The organism is Nonomuraea sp. NPDC003754, from assembly GCF_053605785.1.
In genome coordinates this window covers 394454-416187 of record NZ_JBSGJX010000002.1, presented here as the reverse complement: position 1 = coordinate 416187, position 21734 = coordinate 394454, and the positions used below count along the sequence as shown (strand labels likewise).

The following is a 21734-nucleotide window of genomic DNA, read 5'->3' as shown; positions in this document are numbered from 1 at the left end:
AGTTCATCCAGCCCGGCCGCCCACGACTGGAGATCCTCAGACGTCACCACATCCGACACGAACGCGACTATAGATCACAAAACATGACTGTAGTATTAGGTGAGCGTTGTAAGGAGTAATTGACGGTAGGGAATAGCTTCTTCGTAATGGGCATCCTCGCCGAACTTATGGCTTCCTCTGGATGACCGCCGACGGCGGCGCGGGAACCTTTGCTGTCGGCTCAGCCCGCGGTGACCTTGGCGTAGTGGAATACCTCGGGCGGAAGTGGGTGGTCCAAGCGCCAAACGAACCTGATGGGCCGTTCACCATCGTGGCTCACGTAGCGCATGGGACCTGCGTAGGTGTACGGCGGCGCCCCCAGCCCTTCGTCGCGCTTGGACTGCCGGACGAGGAGATGAACCGTAGACGCACCCGTCAGGTAACGGCGAGCAGTGGCGGTAGAGGACCGCAGCGTGCTCTGCGACTCCCACTGGAACAGCTCTTCGCTGATCGCCCGGTCATGGTAGAGCGTGGTGGGAGAGTAGTGGTCCTCGGACTTGTCGATGGTGACGAAGAACAGGTCCGCCCGGTGCTCCTGGACGTACTTGACCCCTTCTCGCATATGCGCGGGCTTGTCGATGCCGAAGGCGGCCAGCACTTCGTTCTTGCTGTATCGCGCATGGACGTGCAACGGCACGACAGGGTCCAGTGGCGGAGCCACGTGACGGATTCCCGAGCGTAGGACGTCCACCAACTCTTTGAGCTCTGAGGCGCGAGCACCCGTGAGCCGCGCGAGCCGGGCTTCCATCCCGGAGATGGGCGCGGTGCCACCCCACAACATCGCATCCAGCATGGCCATGAGGCGGAGCTCGCGCGGGGACTGCGGAGTCCGGCCGGCCAGCATCTCGGTCAGGAAAGCGAGACGCTCGACATCGTCGATATGCAGCATTCTGCTGAAAGCTCGTCCGAGCCCTTCGTCAGGGGATACAGCATCGAGACCCGCGGTATGCCGCAGGGAGGCCCAGCCCTGCCGGCGCCGGTAGAGATCCTCCACGTCCAGCCCCGTCTCCTGCAGGAACGTGGACATACTGACATCCCCGAGGTCGCGGAGCTCGCGCGCCAGATCACGCCAATTCAGGCTGAGCGCTTGCCGGACGTTCTCAAGGACCAGCCGGTGCACATCACGATCCAGGTCGATCACGCAGCCGGCGGGCAGGGTCGGGAATCCCTGTTCGATCTCTCGTGCGATTCCGGTACGGCTGGCGCCGGTGAGCGCCCGATAACGACGGTCGAAGCGGAATTGCTTGTGCTGATGGCCGACGAAGTCGAGCACAGTCAGGCACGGTTTATCGGCGGCCAGCCGCAGGCCGCGCCCGAGTTGCTGGAGGAAGATGGTGGCGCTGTCGGTGGGGCGTAGAAAGAGCACAGTGTCGATCTCCGGAACGTCGACGCCCTCATTGAAGAGGTCAACGGTGAAGACCGCATTGATCCGCCGCTCTTTGAGATCTCGTAGCGCTTGGGAACGTTCGCCCGCCGGACTCTGCGCGGTAACAGCTACCGCGGGAAGTCCGGCCCGGGTGAACTGGTCGGCCATGAACCGGGCGTGATCGATGCTCACGCAGAAACCGATGGCCCGCATCCGCCCCACGTCGCCGATTTGGCGCTGTAGCGTCTCCAACACTACGGCGACGCGGCGATCATTGCCGGTGTAGACGTTCGAGAGCTGGCCAACGTCATACCCCTGGCCCCGCCGCCAGCCAACGTGGCGCAGATCAGTGCCATCGTGGACGCCGAAATACTGGAACGGCGCCAGGAGCCCACGCTCCAGCGCCTCCCACAAATGCAGCTCGGCAGCAATCCGGCCGCCGAACCAGTGCTTGATGTCCTGGCCGTCGGCTCGCTCCGGCGTCGCGGTCAGCCCCAGGAGCACCTTGGGCTGCACCGCCGACAGCAGACGCCGGTACGTCGCGGCCTCGGCATGGTGGAACTCGTCCACGATCACCATGTCGAACCTGTCGGGCTCCGGCAGCGGGTTGGCGTGCAACGACTGGATAGAGGCGAACACATGCCGCCATCGCTCAGGCCGAGCGCCATCGACGTACAGCTCGCCGAACGTCTCATCCCGCATCACCTGCCGGAAGGTGAGCATGCTCTGCCGCAGGATCTCCGCGCGATGGGCGACGAACAGCAGCGAATCGGCCTGCCCTGCGGCACGCAGTCGCCGGTAGTCCAGCGCGGCGACCACGGTCTTGCCGGTGCCCGTGGCCATGACGACCAGGTTCCGCCACTGATCGTGAATCTGTCTTTCGGCGTCGAGCTCGTCGAGGATTTCACGTTGGTAGGAGTAGGGCCGGACGTCGACGTGCGCGAAATCGAGCACGATCGCCCGGCCGCCGGCCCGCTCGGCGGACAGGGCACGGTCGAGCCGCTCGGCATCCTGCGCCGGATCGTAGGGCTCGAAAGACGGATCGCCCCAATAGTCGTCGAACGTCGCGGTGAACGTGTCGATCAAGTGGGGCTGTTCGGCTTGAGCGAGCCGTACGTTCCACTCGAGTCCATGGCTGAGGGCGGTTTGCGACAGGTTGGAGGAGCCCACATAGGCGGTGGACAAGCCGCGGCCCCGATGGAACAGCCATGCCTTCGCATGCAGTCTGGTCATCCGCGTGTCGAAGGAGACGCGGATCTCGGCGCCCATATCCGCCAGCCGATCCAGCGCGAGGCGGTCAGTAGCGCCGATGTACGTGGTGGTCACCACCCTCAGCCGGCCGCCACGCGTCAAAAATTCTTCGATCGCCTCCACCAGTACCCGTACGCCGTTCCACTTCACAAACGCGCAAAGCAGGTCCACGTGATCGGCGGTGGCCAGCTCGCGCTTGAGCTCATGGCCGATCTCCGGCTGCCCCCTGCCGTTGACCAACAACGCACTACCAGTGAGAGGGATCACCGGACGCGCGGGAAACCGTACCTGGCCGGCCGCGTCCCGGCTCCTGGCCAGGCCCAGCAGCTCCTCGGCGCTCTCCACGAGTTCCTCGGGGGAGGCAGCCTCGGGCACCAGGTCACCGATGAGGTCAGCGATCCGGTTGACGACCTCTACCTGCCGGGCCAGCCGCACCGCATCGCTGTCACCCCGTACGGAACGCAGCGCACGACGAGTGAGCGCGGCAAGATGCCTGGCCAAGATCTCGTGTGAGTCGGCAAGGTCCAACGACCGCCGATCGATCAGCCCGGGATCAGATACCGCTTGTAGGAGGGCGTCGAGCTCACGGGTGATCAGGTGTTGATAGACGCCCGGCCGAAGATCGCTCACCCCGGCGACTATAGGCTGCGGCCGGCTACGGCGATATGCGAAAGTCAACGACTGTCTGTCCTGACGCGGCGGGAAGATCCTCCTACACTGGCCGACCGTGGACTGGATTGAGCGGGTGGCGGAGATCCGGCGCTGGACCAGAGGCGGCGAGCGGGCACCGCACAAGCCGCTCCTCCTCCTGTATGTCCTGGGCCACTTCCAGCGGCACGGTAATCGGCCCATCCCGTTCAGCGCCGCCGAGGCCGAGCTCAAGAAACTGCTCAAGGAGTACGGCCCGCCCCGCGACACCAGCCCGGGCTACCCGTTCCACCACTTGACGAGCGACGGGCTATGGCTTGTCGACACTCGCCACGGCCCGGGCAGCCCAGGCTCTCGTGGCAAGATCTCCGCGTTGGAGGAGGCGTTCATCGGCCGCTTCTCCGACCATCACGCGTTCCTGCTGGCCATCATGCTGGCCCGGGTGGATGTCATCAGCGCCGACATCGCGGCCCTCGATCAGAAGATCACCCAGTAGATCGACCCGTTCGCCGCGGCAGTCGAGCGCCTGGATGAGGTTCGGGGGATCGGCCTGACCGCCGCGCGCGCGATCATCGCCGAGATCGGCCTCTATATGAGCCGCTTCCCCACCGCCGCGCACCTGATCTCCCAGGCGAGGTTCGCGCCAGGAGTCAAGGAGTCGGCCGGCAAGCGCGAGGGAAGAACGCCACCGGGCACGGCAACCGCTACTTGGCCCGCACCCTCGGCGAAACCGCCGTCGTCGGCCGCACCGATGCCTTCCTCGGCGAGCGCTACCGCCGCATCGTCAGGCGCAGGGGCACGAAACACGCCATCGCGGTCGGCCGCTCCATTCTGGTCGTCATCTGACACCTGTTGTCCGACCCTTGACGCGCACTTCATCGATGTGGCGCCGACTTCGACGCTTGGCGCAACAACCCCGACCGCAAGAAGCATGCCAACGTCCGCGAACTCCGAGCCTTCGGCTACCGCGCCACCCTTGAACCCGCCGTCTGACCGCTACTGGACAGGGCACCTACATCGCTCGGGGTTAACAACGAAGCTGGCCCAAGTGCTCGCTGGTGACGAACTCATACTCTGAGGCTCGTCCTGAGTCGACCTTTACCTTGGGCAGCAGGACGAACCGCGGTCGAGGTGCGATGCAGAGCGGTGGCGTGTCCTTGCCGCTGGTGGGCCGTAGGGGACGGTCCCTTGCAGGCTCATGTGAGGATCCGTTTGAGCGCTTCGCGGGTCTGGTCGGCGAGGTTGATCGCGGCGCCGAGCCGGTTGTCGATGGTGATGTGCGTTGTGGGCGGGCTGGTGTCGACGGTCAGTCCTTCGGCGTACTGGTCCCAATTGTCCAGCTTCCACGCGTCACGGGCGGCGCCTCGGAACTCGATGTATTCGCGCATGGACTCGGGATCGCAGCGGATCCAGATAACGGCGACGTCGACGCCCTTGGCCGCACAGCGATTCTCCAGTCGGGCGAACCAGGCCTCGTCTTTTAGCTCGGCAATGAACGGCGCAGAGAGGATGGCGGAAGTGCCGACGTTGAGGTTGTCCCATGCGGTGTCCATCAGGCACTGATATTCCAGCGGCCTGACTTCCTTGAGGTACAGGTCGGTGTGCCGGTCATTGGGGTCACCGCCGAGTGAGATCAGGAGCCGTTCGACGATGCACCGGGTGAGGGAGTCCTTATCCAGGAACGCCCAGCCAGTGATATCCGATAGGAAGCGGGAGAACACGGTCTTGCCCGACCCGGCGTACCCGCCGACCAGGACGAGGATCGGCTTGGGGCTGCCTCCGCCATGTCGCCGACGCCAGGCATCGACCACACGGTTGCGCAGGAGCGCCTGTGGTGAGTTACCCGGCTCGATGCCACCAATGGAGACCTTGGTGAACGCTTCCTCGATGACCTGAGCGGCGGCGTTGGCGGTGGCGAGGTCGGCCGGTGGAGGCAAATCAGAAATCACAATTTCCGCTTTCTGTGGTCGCCGGCAAAGTTGGACGATAGCGTAGTGCTAGTTCGCTGCTTTGCTAAAGCAGACGGCATGCGCGACGGTAGTGCGGCCCGGGATACACCGTTCCCTGCTTATGTCCCCACTAGGTTTAGGAGTTGGCGGTCGGGGCGGTCAAGCTGTGCCGGGCGGCGGCCTGGCGCAGCCGCCCTCCTACGGTCGAGGACGAGTCCGTTCGCCTGGCGGTGTTTTCGCAGGCGGGAGGGTGTCCATGCAGTCCGCTGGGCGTCTTCATTTGCATCGTGCCTCCCGGTGATGGGGCACCAGTACGGCAACCGGTCCAGGGCAGCGGGGAAGCCACCGGGAAAGACCTTGCAGCGAGCGCCAACCGGCAACCGCAACGTGACCGATCCCTCCGCTGGCCCCATCCGTGGGTCTCCCTCAACCCCAGCTTCGCCAGTGGTGGCACCATAACCGAGCTGATCGCGCAAGGTGTGCTCCATCCCGCCTGTGAGCAGTACTTCCGCCCCAAGTCGGACGAGAACGACCCCGGGGCGCGGACGATCATCCTCCACCAGCATCAGCGGGAAGCCGTCGAGGCCGCTCGGGACGGCCGTAGCTATGTGCTTACTACGGGGACCGGCTCGGGTAAGAGCCTCGCCTACATGGTGCCGATCGTCGACTCGATCCTGCGTGATCCCGCCCCCGGGCGGGTCAAGGCGATCGTCGTCTATCCGATGAACGCGCTGGCGAACAGCCAGCTGGAGGAACTCACCCGTTATCTGCAGTGGGGGTTGCCGAAGGGAAGCCGGCAGGTCAGCTTCGAACGCTACACCGGGCAGGAAAGCGAGGAGCAGCGTGCCCGTATCCTTGCTCGCAAGCCGGACATCCTGCTCACCAACTACGTCATGCTCGAATACCTGCTGACCCGGCCCGCCGAGCGCAGGGATCTGATCGGCGCCGCACAGGGCCTGTGCTTCCTCGTTCTCGACGAGCTTCACACCTACCGAGGACGCCAGGGTGCTGACGTCAGTCTTCTCGTCCGGCGCCTGCGGGACGCCTGCATGGCACCCTAGCTGCAGTGCGTCGGAACCTCGGCCACGATGGCCACCACCGCAACCTTCGCTGAGGCACAGGATGTCATCGCCGGAGTGGCCACGAGGCTCTTTGGCATCGATGTCACTCCCGATCGGGTGATCGGCGAGACGCTCGTCCGTGCCACCGTCGACCGGCAGCCTGGCAAGGCGGAGCTTCAGGCGTCGATGAACGATGCGGGTGCCGGCCGGTCCTACATGGAGCTGGCGCAGGATCCGCTGACGAGTTGGATCGAGTCAGAATTCGGTCTGACTAGAGAGCAGGGCAGCGAGCGACTGATCCGCCAGAAGCCCACCAAGGTCGCCGAGGCCTCCAAGACCCTGGCCGGGCTCACCGAGCGGCCGGTGGACGAATGCGCTGAGGTCATCGAGAAGGTCCTCCAAGAGGGTGCCCGGGCACTGCATCCGGAGACCGCTCGGCCGCTTTTCGCCTTCCGGCTGCACCAATTCCTCTCCAAGGGGGACACCGCTTACGTCAGCCTGGACCCCGAGGACGAGCGGTACATCACCAGCCAGTATCAGGTGAGCGTCCCCGGCCGCCGCGAGAAGATCCTGCTTCCGCTCGCCTTCTGCCGGGAGTGCGGCCAGGACTACCTGGTGGTCCGCACTATGCGCTGCACGGGCGCCTCAGAAGCGGGTGTCGAGCTGCGGAAACGCGTTCAAGATCATCCCGCAAATGTATCGCGATCATTGTCCTACGGCTGCCTACGGTGGCATAGCAAGCAAAAGACCTGCGACTGAGAAGCCGCAGGTCGGGTGCTGAAATGGCTGATCAACGGTGTGCCCCCGGCATGATTCGAACATGCGACACCCGCTTTAGGAGAGCGGTGCTCTATCCCCTGAGCTACGGAGGCGGACGCACCTAGCCTAGCGAAAGCAGAGCACTGCGTGTGACATCGACCCGAGGGAACTTTCGCGGGATCGGTCACGGGTGCTCTGGTCGGCGGTAAAGGCATGGCAAGCGGTCCCGTGATCAGATCCGGTGCGTGGCTAACGTCGCGCTCGTGACCAGTAGTCGACGTGGTAGGCGGGGCGCGGGGCGGCCGGTGGTGCTGTTCGCGGCGTTGCTCGCGCCCGCGATTCTCGCTGGGGGGCTGCTGGCGGGGGAGCTCGTCGGGTACGACGCGGCCGTCACGGCCGCGGCGATGGAGGGCTCGGGTGAGGGGCGGGCGAGTCGCCGCACTGTGGACGATCGGCAGGCCGGTGGCCCGGTGGCGGGTGAGCAAGGGGGCGGTCGTCGGGCGGTGGGTGCGGCGCCGGGGGAGCGGCCGGTGGTGGCTGGTCGAGATGTCGGGCGCATGGCGTTCGCGCCGGTGCCGGCGCCCGCGCCGCCGCATGCTGAGCGGGCGTTCGAGAGGTTGTTGCCGGCGCCGCTGGGGGTGGAGACGCCGGAGACGGTGGCGCTTGCCGTCCCGAGGCGTCAGGAGCGGGGTGAGGAGCCGGCGGAGGCGCGGCAGGCGGTGCCGGAGCGGCCCGTACGGCAGGAGCCGGCGCGGCGGGGCGGCTGTCCTGACGAGTGGGTGGACACCTGGCTGTGGGAGTTGTGTCAGGAGTATCAGCGGAAGCAGGCGTAGGGATCTGGCGGTGGAGCGGCGCTAATGGCGTGTTCGGAACATAACGGCTGCCGGGACTTCGGTCCGGGCACCGAGACGGCTGTAGTAACGTGCGTGCCTGACCCAGGTAACGAGTTCGCAAACGGAGGAATCGAACGTGTCAGCCCCTCGATCAGTGGGTCTGATCGCGGTCGTCACGGCGATCTCTTCGGTGCTTCTGGGCATTCCGGCCGTACCCGCGCATGCTGTCGATCCGCTGCCGGACTCCGTTCTCGAGGCCGTCGTCGGCGGCGGGGTGGTGGAGGGGTCCGCGGGGGACGGTGCGGCGGTGGCGCAGGGGCCTGGGGATCTTACGGCGCTGCGCAAGGAGGCCGAGAAGTCGGCGAACGAGCTGGCCGCGGCGCAGAAGGTGCTCGACAAGCGGACCAGTGATCTCAAGGCGGCGAATGCCCAGCTCGACAAGAAGCTCGAGGACCTGGCGAAGGCGGAGGCGGCGTTGACGCAGATGCGGCGGCCGATCGCGGACCTGGTCGAGCTGGTGTACCAGCAGCCCATAGGCGATGGCATCGCGCCGTTCCTCGCTGGGGACGCGGACGCGAACACGGCGATGCTGCGCTCGCAGAGCGACGCGAGCGTGCTGGCGCAGGCCCAGCAGTTGCAGATGGAGCAGGTCGCGAAGGCGTACGCGGACAAGCAGCGGCTGGCCGCCGAGGCGCAGGAGTTGCGCGCCACGAACCTGCTCGCCGCCGCGCAGGTGGAGGCGGAGGTCTCCATGCTGACGAAACGTTCGGACAAGGTCGTGCAGTCGCTCACGAAGGCCCTCGTCAAGATGGGTATCAAGATCGACAAGGTGGGGCGCGCGGCCTTCGCCTGCAATCCGCTGCGGATCAACGCGACGACCGAGTATCCCAACGGGCTCATTCCCGAGAACATCCTCTGCCCGCTCCAGCAGCGCGGGCACCTGTTGCGGGCGGACGCGGCCATCGCCTTCGTCTCGCTCAACGAGGCGTACAAGCGGCACTTCGGGCAGCAGATATGCGTCACCGACGCCTACCGGACGCTGGCCGAGCAGCAGTCGGTCTACTACCGCCGGCCGGGTTTCGCCGCCGTTCCCGGGCGGAGCAACCACGGCCTGGGCATGGCGGTTGACCTGTGCGGAGGGGTGCAGAGCGCGGGAACGCCACAGTTCAGGTGGATGGAGGCCAACTCGAAGAGGTACGGGTGGTTCCATCCAGACTGGGCCTACAGCAGCCCTTATGAGCCGTGGCACTGGGAGTACGACCCGCAGATCGATTCCCAGCGCTGACCGCACGCTCCGGCTCGGGGTTCTGGGTGACTGTTCGGGCGTGGAGTGGATGTCGGGCAGGGCTTGGCGCCGATCTGGTCAGACCGGGCTGACCTCGGCGCAGCAGTGCGCGCAGCGGGCGGCTGCCTTGGGGATGTCGGACAGGCATTCCGGGCATTCGCGGTGCGTGGTCTCCTGGCGTCCGGCGGCGCGTTCCTTGTAGCGGGTGTACGGCCTGACGACCAGGAAGTACACGACCAGGGCGATCAGTAGGAACGACAGCAGCGCGTTGATGAAGTTGCCGTACTTGAACTGGGCCTGGCCCACCGTGAGCGTCAGCGAACTGAAGTCGGGCAGGCCACCGAACGCCGAGATCAGCGGGGTCAACAGATCCGCGACGAAGGACGTGACGATGGCGCCGAACGCCGCGCCGATGACGACCGCGACGGCCAGGTCGATGACGTTGCCCTGCATGAGGAACTTCTTGAAACCACTCATAGCTACAAATAGTAGCGAATCGCTTACGGTAAGTGTGGATTGATGGTCACGGAGAGGCGTCCACCGGCTTGGGCGGCGGCGAGCATTCTCGCCTGGTCGGGAGTGGCGGCCAGCACGACGAGCGCGCCGCTGTCGGACTCCGCCGCGGGGATGGTGATGACAGGAACCCGTTCGGCCACGGTCTGGGCGGCCTGGCCGGAGTCCCAGGCCGCGAGCACGCCGATGGCGTCGCCGGGGGAGAGCAGGCGTACGGCGTCGGGGTCGGCGATGCGCACCGGCATGGCGACCGTACCCGGAGGGAGCGTGGCCAGGAGCGCGGGGTTGACGAGACGTACGTCGGTGAGGGGCTCGCCGCGGCGCATCGGGGCGGCGAGCGTGCGGCCGACGGCGCCGGTGCTGAGGGCGCCGTCGGGTACGGCTGCCGCGGGGAGGTGGGCCGGCTGGAGGTCGCCCTGGTGGAGGGTGCCGGGTTTGAGGTCCTTGGTGGCGACGAGGACGGTGGTGGTCGGGCCGGGGCCTGGGCGCAGGACGGTGAGCACGCATGCGAGGGAGAGGGCGGCCAGGGCGGCCGCGATGAGCCGGCGCCGGCGTTCGAAGACGCGGGTCCAGGCGCGCATGGGCGACTCCAAGGGTGGTGTTGCTGGGGCGGATGCCGGGTCGGTGGTCAGGTTCGTTCAGGTTCAGGTTCAGGGTCGGTTCGGGTTCTGGGGTGGGGTCGCGGGCGGGCGTGCGGCGGCGTGGGATGAGCGGCTGGTGTCATCGAGATGAGGCCATTCGCGTGGCGACACGGCGGTTCGGGCGGCTGCTTGTGGAGCGGTGTGTCTTGTGGGCGCTGGCTCGCGGAGGCGGCGTGCCCTTTGGACGCTGCCTTGTGGAGGCGGCGTGCCTTTGGGCGGTGCCTGGTGGGGGCGGGCGTTTGACATGGGCTCTGGCGGTGGACGGGGAAGGGGATGGCGGACAGTGCATGGCGCGAGGGCAGGTTTGAGGGAGGACCTGAGGCGGTGGCCGGGGCAAGCGGCGTCGTGGTGTGGTGGCGGCATGAGCTGGGAAAGCGGCGGCGACCGACGCTGGCCCGATGGCGGGTCTGAGAGGTCCGTTCGACGGCTGGTCGGGCAGCGTGGTGGTGGAGATGGCCAGGGAAGCGGCGGCGAGCGAGGCTGCCCCGAGGCGGTTGGAGTGGCGCGATGTGGGCCAGCGCCGCGATGCGGTCGAGATGGCGCGATGTCGTCAGGATGGCGCGATGCGGTCGGATGGCGTGATGGGGGGTCTAAGGCGGCGATGGGCATGATGCGAGGGCGCGTCGCGGCGCATGAAGAGCGTTGTGGCGCTGTGGGGCCGGCGCTGCGTTGGTGCTGACGGAGAGGCGCTGACCGCGGGAAGATCGGGAGGCCTACCGCGGCCGCCGGGAGTTCGAGAGGTCTGGACGGCTACCGCCGTGAGGGTCGCGAGGTTCGGACAGGGGCGTGGGAGGGCGCCGGGGATGTCTGGAGGGGTGCTGGGGATGTCTTCGGCTGGGTCGTTTTCGTGGAGGAAGGGTGGGCTCCGTGTGGGCGGCACGGAGCGCCGTGGCGTACCGGTGATGCCTTGGGCGGTGCTCGTTAGGGCAGGTCGAAGGGCAGCTTGATGCCGTCGAGGGCCGAGCCGCAGGAACAGGTGCGCTCCTCGGGAAGGGCCTGGACGGCGTCGGAGACGAGGGTGCGCATCTTGGCGACGTTCGTGGCGAAGAAGCGGAGCACCTCGTCGTGGGTCACCCCTTCGCCGGCCTCCACGCCGGCGTCATGGTCGGTGACGAGGGACAGCGAGGTGTAGCAGAGGGCGAGCTCCCTTGCCAGGACGGCCTCGGGGTGGCCGGTCATGCCGATGATCGTCCAGCCGTTGCCGGCGAACCATTTCGACTCGGCGCGGGTGGAGAAGCGGGGACCCTCGATGATGACGAGTGTGCCGCCGTCGACGGTGTTCCAGCCGCCAGTTCGGGCTGCGTTGACGGCGACTGCGCGGCCGTCGGGGCAGTAGGGGTCGGAGAAGGAGACGTGGACGGCGCCGCCGGCGTCGTAGTAGGTCTGCACGCGGCCCGACGTGCGGTCGACGAGCTGGTCGGGGACCACGATGGTGCCCGGGCCGTGTTCGGCCTGGAGGGAGCCGACGGCGTTGGGCGCGAGGACCTGGCGGACGCCTAGCGAGCGGAGCGCCCACAGGTTGGCGCGGTAGGGGATGCGATGGGGCGGGTAACGGTGGTCGCGACCGTGACGGGGGATGAAGGCCACCGAGCGCGTGCCGATGCGCCCGACCGTGACCACGTCGCTGGGCGGGCCGTAGGGGGTCGTGACCTCGACTTCCTGTGCGTCGTCGAGGAGGGAGTAGAAGCCTGATCCGCCGATGACGCCGATGTCTGCGCGAGTGACCATGGGCGAGAGAGTAGCGGGAGTGGGTGGGTGGGGGGACGGGCGGAATCGGGTTCTGTGGATAACGGCTGGGTGGGGTGTGGATAACCAGTCCGGGCCTGGTCTGTCTCACGGACGGGTTGGGGAGCGCAACGCGAGGTGCGGCCGTGGGCGGTGCAGGTGGAGGGGTAGTGCCCCTGAGCGCCGCGGGCGGAGGTGGTGCCCGTGAGCGCCACGGGCACAGGGGCAGCAGTGGCTGGGCTGGCGGAGGTGCGGCTGTGGACGGTGGTGCGGAGGGGCGCCCCAGACAGTGTGGCGCCAGCGGAGCGTCAGTGACGTGGGCGGAATGGTGGCGATCGTGAGTGGTCCGGACGGAGGGCAACAGCGGCAGGGCTGGCGGAGGGGTGGTGCCGCTGAGTGGCGGGGGCGGAGGTGGTGGACGTGAGTGGTCCGGGCGGGCGGGCAGCAGTGGCTGGGCGGGCGCAGGGGCGGGAGTGGCTGGGCAAGCGGTGAGGTGCTGCCCATAACTGTGGGCAGAGAGGTGGTCTTGAGTGGCGCGGGTCCGATGGGCAGCAGTGGGCGGACGGCGGGGCGGGGATGGTTGGGAGTCGTGCTGCCCCTGAGTGGCGCGGGCGGAGGCGGTCGCTGTGCGTAGCGTGGCCGAGGGGCTGCGGAGGCGGAGGGGTGGCAGTGGCGGTGGGGTAGAAGCTGGGCGATGAGCTGCAGGTGTGGGTGGGGCGGGTAGAACCAATCGGCGGCTGAGCTCGTCAAATCCTCCGCACCCCATGACCCTTCGGAGGCCGTTGATGAACCTGGAGGCGCTCCTTCCCAGCGACCCCCAGCGGTTGGGCGACTACTGGCTCGCGGGACGGCTCGGCGCGGGCGGGCAGGGAGTCGTCTACGAGGCTTACGACGCCGCCGGTGCCAGAGTGGCGATCAAGGTGTTGCACACTTCCGACCGGGCTCGCTTCGTCAAGGAGGTAACGGCCGCCCGCCGTGTCGCTTCCTTCTGCACGGCCAGGATCCTCGCCGTGGACGTCGACGCGCCCGAGCCGTACATCGTCAGCGAATACGTTCCCGGCCCGAGCCTGCGCACGGCCGTCGAGCAGTCCGGGCCGTTCGCGGGGGATCCGCTGCACCGCCTGGCGACGGCCGTGGCGACCGCGCTGGTCGCGATCCACGAGGCGGGGGTGATCCATCGCGACCTCAAGCCGGACAACGTGCTCCTCGGCCCCGACGGGCCCCGCGTGATCGACTTCGGTGTGGCGCGGACGGAGGAGATGTCGCTGACGTCGACGGGGTTCGTCACGGGGACTCCGACGTACATGCCTCCCGAGGTGTTCACCGGGCAGCGGGCCGGTACACCGGCGGACGTCTTCGCGTGGGGCGGCGTGATCCTGTACGCGTCCACGGGCGCCGACCCGTTCATGGACGAGAGTCTGGGCGGGGTGATGCACCGGGTCCTCACGGTGGACCCCGACGTGACCATGCTGCACGAACCGCTGCGCTCGCTGGTGTCCGCGGCTCTTCACAAGAGGCCCGGGGACCGGCCCGATGCCAGGGAACTGCTGCTCGGCCTGGTCGGCACCGGCCGTTCCGAGGCTGTGGGGGAGGCGCTGCGTACGGGTCCCGACGGCGCACCGGACTCGGGCCTCAGCACCGGCCGCTCCGAAGCCGCTGGGGGAGCGGCGCGGGTCGGTGGTCCGCGGGGGGCTGGGGAGACGTTGCCTGCGGGTGCGCCCGCTGCGGGTTGGCCTGAGGGGTTGCATGACGGTCGTTCTCCGGATGCTGGGGAAGCGGCGCGTGCCGAGGGAGCGGCGGGAGGTGGGGGAGCGGCGTCTGCCGAGGGCGCCGGTGGAGCGGCGTCTGCCGAGGAAGCCAGGGGAGCGTTGCGGGCCGGGCGTCCGGAAGCTGCCGGGGGAGCCTCGCGGGTCGGTGGTCCGCGTGTTGGGGAAACGGAGTACGCGGGTGCTGGGGGTGTGCACGCTTCCGGTTGGCCTGAAGGGGCGGGTGCGGGGCGTTCTGCCGGTGCTGGGGGAGCGGCAGATGCTGAGCGTTCTTCAGCTGGTGAGGAAGCGGCGCCTACCGGGGGAACCGGAGGAGTGGCGCGTGCCGAGGGCCCCGGAGGAGTGGCGCGTGCCGAGGGCCCCGGAGGAGCGGCGCGTGCCGAGGGCCCCGGAGGAGCGGCGCCTGCCCCGCGACCTGGGGGAGCGGCGCGAGCCGAGGGGCTTGGGGAAGCGGCGCGTGCCGGGGAGGCGTCGGGTGTCGGGCGGCTCGAGGTTCCTGTAGGGGCGTGGCACGCCGATCCGCCACTGGGCGACCTCGCCGAATCCGTCTACGAAGCGCTCGACCCCGCCGACCAGGCCATGGCGCCCCAGGTGTTCCTGCGGCTGACCGACAGTGAGATGACCCGCCGGGTCCCTCCAGAGGAGCTGCCCGAGGGCGCGGCAGGTGTCGTGGCCGCCTACCGCGCGGCCGGGATGCTCGACGTGGCCAGGCCGTCCGACGTGGCCAGGCCGTCCGACGTGGCCAGGCCGTCCGACGCGGCCAGACCGTCCGACGCGGCCAGACCGTCCGGCGCGGCCGGGCTGCTCGACGGGGCCGGGTCGCTCAACGCGGCCGGGCCGTTCGGCAGGGACGGGCTGCTCGACGGGGCCGGGTCGCTCGGCGGGGCGGTGGCGATCGTTCATCCGGCTCTGCATCGGGCCTGGCCCCGGCTGCGGGGCTGGATCGAGCAGGAGCGGGACGGCCTGGCGGTTCACCGCGCGTTGAGCGAGGCGGCGCGGCGCTGGCAGACCGGCGGCGACGTCTACCGTGGCGCGGCGCTGGAGGAGGCGCTGCGCTGGGCGGCGACCGGCAGGCGGCATCTGACGCTGACCCGGCGCGAGGCGGCCTTTCTGGAGGCGGGTACGGCCCTGGCGCGACGCGCAACCCGGCGGCGCCGGCTGATGATCGCCGCTCTGGCCGTCCTGCTGGTGGTGGCGACGGTGGCGACCGTCGTCGCGGACCGGCAGCGGCGGGTCATGGCCGAGCAGCATCTGGAGTCGGTGGCCAGGCTGGTCGCGGCGCGGGCGGAGGAACTGCGGGGGTCGGATCCGGTGACCGCGATGCGGCTCAGCCTCGCGGCCGCCGATCTGGCGCCGCTGATGGAGACCCGCGCCGCCCTGTACGGCTCGCTCGCCCAGCCGGAGATCGCCGTCTTCAGCGATCCCGGCGCTCCGCCGGGCGCGTTGCAGGAGTTGAGCGCGGACGGCCAGACGCTCGTCTCGGTGGCTGAGGGCGTCGTGCGGCTGCGGCGGCGGACGGGTGAGGTCACCTCTTTCCCCGGCGTGGGGTCCGGGGTTTCAGCGGGCGAGGTCACCTCCGTCCCCGGCGTGGGGCCCGGGGCCTCCGAGGGCGAGGTCACCTCTTTCACTGGCGTGGGGGCCGGCGGTGAGGTCACCTCCTTCACCGGTGTGGGGGCCGGGGTTTCGGCGGTGGAGCTCAGCCCCGACGGCCGCACGTTGGCCGTGGCGGGTGACGAGCACGTCCAGCTCTGGGATGTCGGCTCGGGCAAGCGGATCGGCGGTCCGATCCGGTCGGCCATGAGCGGGTTCAGCCCGACCGGGCGCCTGCTGGCCTCGGAGGCGGACGGAAAGGCCGGGCTCTGGGACGTGGCCAGGCGTCGATGGGTCGACGGCCTGCCCCCGGCGTTCGGCGTGGTCGTGGGGCCGGGCGACAGGGTCGCGGCCATCGGGCAGGGCGACTCCTCGTGGGTGCTGTGGGACCTGCGGCGGCGGCGGAAGCTGGCGGACCTGCCACGCGAGGTCGCGGCGTGGAGCCCCGACGGCAGGGTGCTGGCCGTGCGCACGGGGGAGACGGCCTTCCGGCTGTGGGACGTCGAGAAGAGCGCCTGGCGTGACCATGACGACAGGACGTTCCCGTACAAGGGTGAGGTGGTCTTCACTCCTGACGGCCGGTTCGTGGCGGGGTTGGGGGACGAAGGCGTGCTCCAGCTGTGGAAGGTCGACGCCATCGACCCGGTGATGTCCCATCCGCTCCAGGTCAGCGGCGCGAGGAGCCTGCGGGCGGGGGATCGTGGCCTTCACTTCCTGACGGGCCTGGGTGAGGTCGTCACGGTCGACATCTCCGCCTTCACCGCGCCGGACGTCCTTCCGGACCTTCCCGGCCCGCGCTACAGCGAGTACGCGGCCCTCGCGGGCGCGGCCTTCAGCGCCGACGGCAGGCGGCTCGCGCTGGCGCACCGGTCATGGGTGACCGTGTGGGAGACCGCGACCAGGCGGCGGATCGCCCGGGTTCCCGGTGGGGGCGCCGGGCGGCTCGCCTTCAGTCCTGACGGCCGGACGCTCGCCGTCCCTTCGGCGTCGTCCGTGGCGTTGTGGGACGTCGCCTCGGGGACCGGGCGCGGCTCGCTGCCCGGATGGGACGCCGTGTTCGACCCGGGCGGCACGGTCATCGCCGTGGCGACCGAGAAGGCGACCGAGCTGTACGAGGTGGCCACGCGCCGGCGCGTCCTGCGTCTGCCGCCGGGCGACGGCATGGTCTTCAGTCCCGACGGCCGCCTCGTCGCCGTCCGGGGTGCGGGTGACGGCGGCGGGTTGCGCGTGTTCGAGACGCGGTCGGGCAAGGAGGTCAGGATCCCCGGCCACCTCGGCGCTACGTCGGTCGCCTTCAGCCCCGACAGGGGCACGTTCGCGGTGGGCGAGTCGTCCCTTCGCGGGAGGGTCGTCCTGGTCGACACCCGGACGTGGCAGCGCTCCGGGTACGCCTTCACCCGCGAGGAGGTCTCCGGCGAGCACCTGGCGATCTCCCGGGAGGGCATCCTGGCCGTGGCGCAGGAGGGCACGGTGCGGCTGTGGGACCTGACCGGCCGCCGGGTGATGGGCCTGCCCGTCGCCGTCTCGCCGGAGGGCGTCGCGGCGCTGGCCTTCGGTGACGGCGTCCTCCACATCGCCGGGGGCGACGGCTCCCTGCGGGCGTTCCCGATCGAGCGGGGCAGGGCGGCCGCGGCGGTCCGCGCCCGCGCGGGCGGCTCTCTGTCGGCCGCCGAATGGCGGCGGCACATCCCGGAACTGCCCTATCCCGGCAAGTAACCGCACTCCACCACGTAGCCGGATGATCGCGAAGAGTATGCTCGCCTCGACGGGATGGTCCGAGGGGAAACCATGCCAGAGCGTCAGAAGGACCAGGAGGAAGGCCGGCGCCAAGGTCTCGGCCTGATCATCCTCGCGCTCATGCTCGGCATGCTCCTGGCCGCCCTCGACCAGACGATCGTCTCCACGGCCCTGCCCACGATCGTCAGCGACCTCGGCGGCCTGGAACAGCTGTCCTGGGTCGTCACCGGCTACCTGCTCGCCTCGACCGTCTCCACCCCGCTCTGGGGCAAGCTGGGCGACCAGTACGGCCGCAAGCACCTCTTCATCGCCGCGATCGTCATCTTCATCATCGGCTCCGCCCTCTGCGGCCTGAGCCAGTCCATGGGCCAGCTCATCGCCTTCCGCTCGTTGCAGGGCCTGGGCGGCGGCGGCCTGATGGTCCTCGCCCAGGCGATCGTCGGCGACGTCGTCCCGCCGCGCGAGCGCGGCAGGTACCAGGGCTTCTTCGGCGCCGTCTTCGCGGTGGCCAGCATCGTCGGCCCGCTGCTCGGCGGGTTCTTCGTCGACCGCCTGTCCTGGCACTGGGTCTTCTACATCAACCTGCCCGTGGCCGCCGTCGCCCTGGCGGTCATCGTCGCCGTCCTGCCCGGCCGTACCACCCGGACGCGCCACACGATCGACTACGCGGGCATCGTCCTGCTCGGCGGCGCGACGTCCTGCCTGGTCCTGCTGGCGACGTGGGGCGGCACCACCTACGCCTGGTCCGGCCCGGTCATCCGGGGGCTCGGGCCGGCCGCGGTGGCCATGCTGGCGGGCTGGTGGTTCGTGGAGCGGCGGGCCGCCGAGCCGGTGCTGCCGCCGCGGCTGTTCGCGACGCGCAGCTTCACGGTGACGTGCGCGGTCGGCTTCGTCGTCGGGTTCGGCATGTTCGGCGCGCTGACCTACCTGCCGCTGTTCATGCAGGTCGTGTACGGCGTGAGCGCCACCCTGTCGGGCATCCACCTGCTCCCCATGATGGCCGGCATGCTCACCATGTCGATCGTGAGCGGGCAGGTCATCTCGCGTCACGGCCGCTACAGGGCCTTCCCGATCGCCGGCACGGCCGTGGCCACGGCCGGGATGTTCCTGCTCTCGCGCCTGACCGAGACGAGCTCCACCCTCGTCATGAGCGTCGACCTGCTCGTCCTCGGGGTGGGGCTCGGCATGACCATGCAGGTGCTGGTGATCGTGGTGCAGAACGCGGTCGGTTACGCCGACCTGGGCGTGGCCACCTCAGGCGCCACGTTCTTCCGCTCGATCGGCGGCTCGTTCGGCGTCGCCGTCCTCGGATCGGTCTTCACCGCCACGCTCAACGAGGACCTGCGGCTGCTGCTGACCACCGTGCGGCTGCCCCCGGGGTTCGACCCCGAGCAGGTGCGGGCCGATCCGACGATCGTCCAGCGGTTGCCGCCCGCGCTCGCGGCCGACTTCCTCCACATTTACGCCGACGCGATCTCCAGCGTGTTCGCGGTGGCCACGCCGATCATGCTGGTGGCGTTCGTGCTGTCGTGGTTCATCCCCGAGAAACCGCTGAAGAAGACGGTCGCGGCCGGCGACATCGGTGAGGGGCTGGGCGCGACCTCGGCCGAACGGTCGTCACTGGCCGAGGTCGAGCGGGGTCTGATGCGCCTGGCCGACACCGAGCTGCGCAAGGACTACTACGCGAGGCTCGGCGAACTGGCCGGACTCGACGGCGTCTCGCCGGCGGGCGTCTGGATCATCGCCAGGCTCGGCGGCCACGGGTGGGTACGGGCCCAGGACCTCGCCGACCGCGGGAAGGTCACGAGGGCGGAGGGCGGGCCGTACACCGCGCAGCTGATCGCCATGGGGCTGGTCAGGCGGTCAGCGAACGGCGAGTCGCTGAGGCTCACGGCCGAGGGCGACCGGGCGTACACGGCCCTGCTCGGGCGGGCCAGGGACGGGCTCAGGGAGCTGGTCGCCGACTGGGGCACGCACCCCGAGCTGCACCAGCTGCTGGACAGGTTGTGCCCGCAGCTGCTCGGCGCGGACGCCGACCGGCCCGGTTAGCTGGTGGCGGCGGGAGCCGCGGCCGGGGAGGGCGTGGCGGCCGGGGTGCTGCTGCTGCTCGTGCTCTCCGCAGGCTTGGCCGCCGTCGTGGTCGACGTGGTCGTCGACGACGAGGAACGGTTGTCGGTGCGGTAGAAGCCCGAGCCCTTGAAGACGATGCCAACGGCCGAGAACACCTTGCGGAGCTGGCCCTCGCAGGAGGGGCACACCGTCAGGGCGTCGTCAGAGAACTTCTGGACGACCTCGAGTGGCTGGCCACAGTCATTGCAGACGTACTGGTACGTGGGCACGCGCTCCTCCTTAGGTTGGCACTCGACCTACGCGACTGCTAATCATAAACACTCCTCGGCAGCGGCTCATTCCATACCGCGCTCGCCGTACCATCCCGCCAGCTTGCCCCTGCGGCTGACCGCGCGCATCCGGCGCTCGACCTGGTCGCGGCAGGAGGCCGTGGTGACCACCAGCAGCTGGTCGTCCGACCTGATCCTGGTGGTGACGGTGGGGACGAAGCTACGGCCCTCCCTGACGATCAGCGTGACGTTCGCGTCGGCGGGCAGGCGCAGCTCGAAGATCTCCACACCGTGGAGCAGCGAGCCCTGGGGCACCTTGATCTGGAGCAGGTCGGCGTTCAGCTCCTCCAGCGGCGCCGACTCCACGTCGAGGTCGAGCGGCTCGCCCTCGGTGGCGATGCCGAGCAGCCTGGCGACGTACGGCAGGGTCGGTCCCTGCACGAGCGTGAACACGATGACGATCACGAAGACCTGGTTGAACAGGTGCTCGGCGTTGCCGACGCCCGCCGCCCAGGGGATCGTGGCCAGGACGATCGGCACCGCGCCGCGCAGTCCCGCCCACGACAGGAAGGCCTGCTCGCGCCAGTCGATGCGGTCGAGGCGGGCGATCCGCACCAGCCACGCGCAGACGACCACCGACACCGGCCTGGCCAGCAGCAGGAGGACCGTTCCCGCGATGAGCGCGGGCACGATGTCCTCGGACATCTCGCTCGGGCTGGCCAGCAGGCCGAGCATCACGAACAGGCCGATCTGCGCCAGCCACGCGAGACCCTCGGCGAACCCGCGGGTGGCGGCCCGGTGCGGCAGCCTGGCGTTGCCCAGGATCAGTGCCGTCAGGTAGACGGCCAGGAAGCCCGAGCCGTGCAGCAGGACGGCGCCGCCGTACGCGACGAAGGTCAGCGCCAGCACCGCGAGGGGGTAGAGGCCCGAGGCGGGCAGCGCGACGCGGCGCAGCGCGTAGGCGCCGGCCGGGCCGAGCAGGCAGGCCACGCCCGCGCCGATGGCCAGCTCCATCACCGACTCGAGGACGAACTCGCCCAGACTGGGCACCGGCCGCGCCACCTGGCTGAGCAGCACGACGACGATGACCGTCGGGGCGTCGTTGAAGCCCGACTCCGCCTCCAGGATGCCCGCCAGGCGGCTGGGCAGCGGGAGCCTGCGCAGCACGGAGAAGACCGCCGCCGCGTCGGTGGAGGCCAGCACGCCGCCGAGGATGAGCGCGGTGCGCCAGTCGGCCCCCAGCAGTCCTTGGACGGCCAGCGCCACGACCACGATGCTGACCGCCACCCCGACGGTGGCCAGCGCGAGCGCGGTGGGCACCGATCGGCGGACATGGCTCCACGTCGTGGTCAGACCACCCTCGGCCAGGATCAGCGCCAGCGCGCCGAGGCCGATCTGCTGGGCGAGCATGGGGTCGTCGAAGGGGATCCCGAAGCCGCTCTCGCCGAGCAGGAGCCCGAACCCGAGGAAGAGCAGGAGGCTGGGCAGGCCGCTGCGGTGGGCGACCCGTACCGAGGCGATGGCCGCGATGACGACGGCTGCTCCCAGAAGAAGCCAGACGTCGAGTTTCATCCGGCCCCCTCTCCTGTCCTGAGGGCTATTGTCGCGTACTTGCCGAGCTAGTCCGCCCTGACTGGTCCTGCCTGGTTACGCCGGTTTCTGGACGTTCGTCAGGCCACTCGGCTGCATCACCCACTTGACGCGCTGGTCGTGCGGCTCGGCCGGGACGCCGCTGATCAACTCGCCGTCGTGGAGGAGCGCGACCGTCGGTACGTTCGGCCCGACCCTGGCCAGCGCGCGGTCGTAGGAGCCGCCGCCGCGGCCGAGCCGTACCCCCGAGTCCTTGTCGACGGCCAGCGCGGGGACGATGACGAGTGCGGCGGTGCGGACGGCGTCGACGCCTCTGCGCGTGTCGACCGGCTCCATGATCCCGAAGCGCCCGGGGGCCAGCGTGTCAGGGCCGTCGTAGACCGCCCAGTCGAGGTCGTTGTCGTCGCGCAGCACCGGCAGCATGACCGTCGCGCCGTGCTTCCACAGCGCGAACACCAGCCCGTGCGTGTCCGGTTCGGTGCCGATCGACCAGTAGCACGCCACCAGGCCGGCCATCTGCACCCACGGCTGGTCGAGCAGTGTTTCGCGGATCGTGCGGGCGTCGTCCCGCCGTTTCTGCTCGGTAATGGCGGCACGCTGCTCGGTCAGCCGGCGGCGCAGCTTCAGCTTGTCCACAGATAC

General features: G+C 69.4%; 15 protein-coding genes, 1 tRNA gene and 2 pseudogenes. 9 read left to right on the top strand and 9 right to left on the bottom strand.

Annotation, left to right across the window (positions count from 1 at the left end; translation table 11 throughout):
- Positions 1–220: 220 nt before the first annotated feature.
- Positions 221–3286 (bottom strand): DUF3427 domain-containing protein, encoded by a 3066-nt coding sequence (locus ACWEVS_RS04510; RefSeq protein ID WP_452549889.1) that lies wholly within the window; start codon positions 3284–3286, stop codon positions 221–223.
- A gap of 97 nt (positions 3287–3383) precedes the next feature.
- Here ACWEVS_RS04510 and ACWEVS_RS04505 point away from each other — a divergent pair.
- From ACWEVS_RS04505 to ACWEVS_RS04495, 3 genes and pseudogenes are all read left to right on the top strand, one after another.
- A pseudogene (locus ACWEVS_RS04505) lies at positions 3384–3656 on the top strand (phosphorothioated DNA-binding restriction endonuclease); the annotation flags it as partial.
- Positions 3657–3800: 144 nt separating this feature from the next.
- Positions 3801–3977: pseudogene (locus tag ACWEVS_RS04500) on the top strand (transposase); the annotation flags it as partial.
- Positions 3978–4012: 35 nt separating this feature from the next.
- Positions 4013–4150, top strand: a complete 138-nt coding sequence (locus tag ACWEVS_RS04495) for a hypothetical protein (RefSeq protein ID WP_452549888.1) — start codon at positions 4013–4015, stop codon at positions 4148–4150.
- A 350-nt stretch (positions 4151–4500) separates the two neighbouring features.
- Here the strand turns inward: ACWEVS_RS04495 and ACWEVS_RS04490 are convergent, their stop codons facing one another.
- Positions 4501–5253: an AAA family ATPase gene (locus tag ACWEVS_RS04490; protein ID WP_452549886.1), complete on the bottom strand. Its 753-nt coding sequence runs from the start codon at positions 5251–5253 to the stop codon at positions 4501–4503.
- A 143-nt stretch (positions 5254–5396) separates the two neighbouring features.
- Here ACWEVS_RS04490 and ACWEVS_RS04485 point away from each other — a divergent pair, with 143 nt between their 5' ends.
- Positions 5397–6314 (top strand): DEAD/DEAH box helicase, encoded by a 918-nt coding sequence (locus ACWEVS_RS04485; RefSeq protein ID WP_452549885.1) that lies wholly within the window; start codon positions 5397–5399, stop codon positions 6312–6314.
- 27 nt (positions 6315–6341) lie between these two features.
- Complete coding sequence (locus ACWEVS_RS04480) at positions 6342–7073, top strand: hypothetical protein (RefSeq protein WP_452549883.1); 732 nt, start codon at positions 6342–6344, stop codon at positions 7071–7073.
- Between the two features lie 40 nt (positions 7074–7113).
- On the opposite strand, the gene ACWEVS_RS04475 is transcribed toward ACWEVS_RS04480, so the two are convergent.
- Positions 7114–7186: transfer RNA gene (locus ACWEVS_RS04475), tRNA-Arg, on the bottom strand.
- Between the two features lie 150 nt (positions 7187–7336).
- On the opposite strand from ACWEVS_RS04475, the gene ACWEVS_RS04470 reads away from it, so the two are divergent.
- Complete coding sequence (locus ACWEVS_RS04470) at positions 7337–7906, top strand: hypothetical protein (protein ID WP_452549881.1); 570 nt, start codon at positions 7337–7339, stop codon at positions 7904–7906.
- 190 nt (positions 7907–8096) lie between these two features.
- The gene (locus ACWEVS_RS04465; protein WP_452549880.1) at positions 8097–9191 is read left to right on the top strand and encodes a D-alanyl-D-alanine carboxypeptidase family protein; all 1095 of its coding nucleotides are present in this window, start codon (positions 8097–8099) and stop codon (positions 9189–9191) included.
- 78 nt (positions 9192–9269) lie between these two features.
- Here the strand turns inward: ACWEVS_RS04465 and mscL are convergent, their stop codons facing one another.
- The 3 genes from mscL to ACWEVS_RS04450 form a co-directional block, all read right to left on the bottom strand.
- Positions 9270–9668 (bottom strand): large conductance mechanosensitive channel protein MscL, encoded by a 399-nt coding sequence (gene mscL / locus ACWEVS_RS04460; RefSeq protein ID WP_452549879.1) that lies wholly within the window; start codon positions 9666–9668, stop codon positions 9270–9272.
- Positions 9669–9691: 23 nt separating this feature from the next.
- Positions 9692–10285 (bottom strand): Flp pilus assembly protein CpaB, encoded by a 594-nt coding sequence (gene cpaB, locus ACWEVS_RS04455; protein ID WP_452549877.1) that lies wholly within the window; start codon positions 10283–10285, stop codon positions 9692–9694.
- A gap of 981 nt (positions 10286–11266) precedes the next feature.
- Positions 11267–12073, bottom strand: coding sequence for an S-methyl-5'-thioadenosine phosphorylase (locus tag ACWEVS_RS04450; RefSeq protein ID WP_449918226.1), 807 nt, complete (start codon positions 12071–12073; stop codon positions 11267–11269).
- 761 nt (positions 12074–12834) lie between these two features.
- On the opposite strand from ACWEVS_RS04450, the gene ACWEVS_RS04445 reads away from it, so the two are divergent.
- Together ACWEVS_RS04445 and ACWEVS_RS04440 are read left to right on the top strand one after the other, a co-directional pair.
- The gene (locus tag ACWEVS_RS04445; protein WP_452549876.1) at positions 12835–17142 is read left to right on the top strand and encodes a protein kinase domain-containing protein; all 4308 of its coding nucleotides are present in this window, start codon (positions 12835–12837) and stop codon (positions 17140–17142) included.
- A 72-nt stretch (positions 17143–17214) separates the two neighbouring features.
- Positions 17215–19212 (top strand): MFS transporter, encoded by a 1998-nt coding sequence (locus ACWEVS_RS04440; RefSeq protein WP_452549874.1) that lies wholly within the window; start codon positions 17215–17217, stop codon positions 19210–19212.
- On the opposite strand, the gene ACWEVS_RS04435 is transcribed toward ACWEVS_RS04440, so the two are convergent.
- The 3 genes from ACWEVS_RS04435 to ACWEVS_RS04425 all read right to left on the bottom strand — a co-directional run bounded on the left by ACWEVS_RS04435 (position 19209) and on the right by ACWEVS_RS04425 (position 21728).
- On the bottom strand, positions 19209–19502 hold the full coding sequence (locus ACWEVS_RS04435; protein WP_354905306.1) for an FmdB family zinc ribbon protein: 294 nt from the start codon (positions 19500–19502) through the stop codon (positions 19209–19211). The genes ACWEVS_RS04440 and ACWEVS_RS04435 overlap by 4 nt on opposite strands.
- Positions 19503–19568: 66 nt before the next feature.
- Positions 19569–21074: a potassium/proton antiporter gene (locus ACWEVS_RS04430; RefSeq protein ID WP_452549872.1), complete on the bottom strand. Its 1506-nt coding sequence runs from the start codon at positions 21072–21074 to the stop codon at positions 19569–19571.
- Between the two features lie 75 nt (positions 21075–21149).
- The gene (locus ACWEVS_RS04425; RefSeq protein WP_354905310.1) at positions 21150–21728 is read right to left on the bottom strand and encodes a 5-formyltetrahydrofolate cyclo-ligase; all 579 of its coding nucleotides are present in this window, start codon (positions 21726–21728) and stop codon (positions 21150–21152) included.
- Between the last annotated feature and the right edge of the window lie 6 nt (positions 21729–21734).

Excerpts from the sequence above, each read along its gene's own strand:
- ACWEVS_RS04440 (WP_452549874.1), top strand. The coding sequence starts at position 17,215 with ATGCCAGAGCGTCAGAAGGACCAGGAGGAAGGCCGGCGCCAAGGTCTC.
- mscL (WP_452549879.1), bottom strand. The coding sequence starts at position 9,668 with ATGAGTGGTTTCAAGAAGTTCCTCATGCAGGGCAACGTCATCGACCTG.
- ACWEVS_RS04450 (WP_449918226.1), bottom strand. The coding sequence starts at position 12,073 with ATGGTCACTCGCGCAGACATCGGCGTCATCGGCGGATCAGGCTTCTAC.
- ACWEVS_RS04445 (WP_452549876.1), top strand. The coding sequence starts at position 12,835 with ATGACCCTTCGGAGGCCGTTGATGAACCTGGAGGCGCTCCTTCCCAGC.
- ACWEVS_RS04430 (WP_452549872.1), bottom strand. The coding sequence starts at position 21,074 with ATGAAACTCGACGTCTGGCTTCTTCTGGGAGCAGCCGTCGTCATCGCG.
- cpaB (WP_452549877.1), bottom strand. The coding sequence starts at position 10,285 with ATGCGCGCCTGGACCCGCGTCTTCGAACGCCGGCGCCGGCTCATCGCG.
- ACWEVS_RS04480 (WP_452549883.1), top strand. The coding sequence starts at position 6,342 with ATGGCCACCACCGCAACCTTCGCTGAGGCACAGGATGTCATCGCCGGA.